The sequence below is a fragment of the Pedobacter sp. genome, assembly GCF_045628745.1.
In the GTDB taxonomy this organism is placed as follows: domain Bacteria; phylum Bacteroidota; class Bacteroidia; order Sphingobacteriales; family Sphingobacteriaceae; genus Pedobacter.
In genome coordinates this window covers 1-2,566 of record NZ_JAZQPU010000415.1, presented here as the reverse complement: position 1 = coordinate 2,566, position 2,566 = coordinate 1, and the positions used below count along the sequence as shown (strand labels likewise).

Genomic DNA, 2,566 nt, shown 5'->3' with positions numbered 1-2,566 from the left:
ACTAGGTTCGATACTACTTTTCCCACAGGGGCTAGTACCAATTATATTCAAACTTACAGGCAACACAGAAACTCGTGCTTGGTTCTTGGCAATGTACCTTCCTGGTGCGTGGGGATGGATTATTGCTTTTACGATGTGTGCGGTAGGAATATGGCTATGGTATGGAGTTTTTGTCAATTCTGCTACAAAACCAAAGCTCATTGAGTAAGTTGCTCGCCAGTTTCAATCTCTATCCTGGGTATAAAAATCAAAACTGAATTAACAGTTCTGATTGCATCTATTACGCCTTGGCTCGTCACAATAGAGGAAGTTATAACCGTAATAAAGCAAGATTTGTCATTTTAAAGTAACGCCTGGAAAAAGAATGGCTCTCACGCTAACTACTGAGTTACTCGAAAAATATTACTTTTTATCACCAAGTGTTGGCATAATTTCCATAATTGTATCGTGAATATAGTTAAGAGAATCACTCGACGTGTCCCAGTTAGTATTCTGCTCATCAGCCGAAGTTTCATTATTCCATTCAACCTCTTCACCATTGTGCTGGTATATCCACCACAGGTTTCCAAATGGGTCAAGCATCCGCGAGAACGTGTCACCATAAAAATCTGTTGGCTTAGTTACAATTTTCGATCCGAGGCTCTCTCCCATCGAAAGTGTCTTTTCAACGTCATCCACATACACCTGTATGAATGCGGGTGTCGTTGGCCAATCAGGCTTTGTATCTACACACATCAATACTGAATTACCAAGTTCCAGTTCGGAGTGTAATACTAGACCATCGGTATCGAGAGTAAAACCCGCTTTTCGTTCGACAGCACCAAATACCTCTTTGACAAATGTTATGAAGTTTTGTGCATCTTTCGTGAATACGAAGGGGTTGACTGTGTTGTATCCTTTTGGAGACGGGGGTATTTTCATAATCTTAGTATAAAGCATAAGCACCTTCCTTTCAGAAAGTGCTTATGCTTGATAACCACTAGTGAACGCAGTTCGAACCACTCTAATCGTCACGGTCAGTAAAAACTACTAAACGTTCCGAATAGGTGTTCTGTGTATTGTTCCATGTTCCCTGGCATGTAATTAAGTTAAGATGAGATTTACCGTCAGTCGACGTAAATACTTCTGTAGCATCTTGATTTGGATCAAAAATCGCTGTTTTTGTTACCGAAAATGTACTTTTACGTCCACTTTTATCAGTTATTACGACTTTATCACCCTCAACCAATTGATTCAGGTCGTTAAATATAGCAGCGTCTCCATTTTTCCAACCATAATGACCAGCGATAACTGCCGTACCTTTAGCGCCTGGTTTTGGCCCATATTTGTACCAACCAGTTTCCTTGATGTTGGTTGGTGCGTCCATGTCACCACTCTCATTGACACCGAGGCCTAAAATAACACTTTCTACGTTAATCTTTGGAATCTCGAGACGATCCGGTAGTTGCTGCGAATGGCTTACAGAAACCGTATCCTGCTGCCTCCTGACTTCTGAAGTACTCGAAGTTGACTGAGGTCGATTACTCAAAACAATGTACAATAATGCTATTGCTACAACAAGAGAAAGACCAATCAACCACCGGCGTATGATTTGTCTCTTGATAGTCACTATTTTGATTGAGCTTTTTTTCGTACTACATACAGTGTGGCTACTACGCCTACAGCAGTTAAAGCAAGACTACTCAACAATATGACGTTGACTATCGATGGAATTCCAGTATTAGGTAGACCAGGTACAGCTGGTCCTACTGAACTACCTGTGCCACCATTTGGAGTGCCATCTTCATCAGGCGAGCTAGTAGAACAGTTGGGAGCTGTAATCGTATCGCGTACTGTTGACACAGTTCCACCAAATGCGAGCGCCCTACCGGTCCAATTAACTGAATCTCCGATAGTAATACCCGCCGCATCAATATCTATTCCTGCAAACGTAGAATTCGCACCAAGAGTTGTCGCCTGTGTTGGCGTCCACCACACGTTACATGCTGATGCGCCGTTAGCCAATACTACCCTAGAGTTAGCTGATGTCGTTAATGCACCATCCATTCTAAAGATGTATGTTCCTGGGCCATCAAGCGTAATCATTCCTCCGCCACCAATACTAGCAGCACCTGTTATGCAGTAGACACCGGGAGAGTAAACGCCGACGTCCCCATGTGTTTCGTCAGATGCAAGATCAATATTTCCTGGAGGAAAATTAAATGTACACGGCTGACTATTAAGGTTGCTAAGTGCTGTGCCCTGATCAATTCCCGCTTGATTATACGTACTATCGACAGAGTGGCTATTACCATTGACGGTAGGATTTACGGCGGGCGCTGTTGTATAGCCAAGATTACCGTTTATAGTTGTTCCAGAAGCGGTATTAGTATAGGTTTCAGATAAAATCACAAATGTTCCCGCCGCACCTAATCCTGGTGAAGTAGCGGCTGAAGCCGTTGGTGCAATAAACACTATTGCTAGTAATAAAGACACGAAACCGGTGCTTTTTAATAATTTCATACGTTAATTAGCCCTTAACTTAACTCTTTATATTTGTATACTCGTACTGACCTAATCTTATCAC

At 42.2% G+C, this 2,566-nt stretch carries 4 protein-coding genes; 1 reads left to right on the top strand and 3 read right to left on the bottom strand.

Going from position 1 to position 2,566, the window contains the following annotated elements:
- The coding region (locus ACR2F7_RS14995) for a hypothetical protein (protein WP_432714357.1) at window positions 1–208 on the top strand (208 nt) is incomplete at its 5' end.
- A gap of 194 nt (window positions 209–402) precedes the next feature.
- On the opposite strand, the gene ACR2F7_RS14990 is transcribed toward ACR2F7_RS14995, so the two are convergent.
- The 3 genes from ACR2F7_RS14990 to ACR2F7_RS14980 form a co-directional block, all read right to left on the bottom strand.
- Window positions 403–921, bottom strand: coding sequence for a VOC family protein (locus ACR2F7_RS14990; RefSeq protein ID WP_432714356.1), 519 nt, complete (start codon window positions 919–921; stop codon window positions 403–405).
- Window positions 922–1,003: 82 nt separating this feature from the next.
- The gene (locus ACR2F7_RS14985) at window positions 1,004–1,609 is read right to left on the bottom strand and encodes a class F sortase (protein WP_432714355.1); all 606 of its coding nucleotides are present in this window, start codon (window positions 1,607–1,609) and stop codon (window positions 1,004–1,006) included.
- The gene (locus ACR2F7_RS14980) at window positions 1,609–2,502 is read right to left on the bottom strand and encodes an ice-binding family protein (RefSeq protein WP_432714354.1); all 894 of its coding nucleotides are present in this window, start codon (window positions 2,500–2,502) and stop codon (window positions 1,609–1,611) included. The genes ACR2F7_RS14985 and ACR2F7_RS14980 overlap by 1 nt, the downstream gene beginning before the upstream one ends.
- Between the last annotated feature and the right edge of the window lie 64 nt (window positions 2,503–2,566).

Coding starts and splice junctions, on each gene's coding strand:
- ACR2F7_RS14990 (WP_432714356.1), bottom strand. CDS start 921: ATGAAAATACCCCCGTCTCCAAAAGGATACAACACAGTCAACCCCTTC.
- ACR2F7_RS14980 (WP_432714354.1), bottom strand. CDS start 2,502: ATGAAATTATTAAAAAGCACCGGTTTCGTGTCTTTATTACTAGCAATA.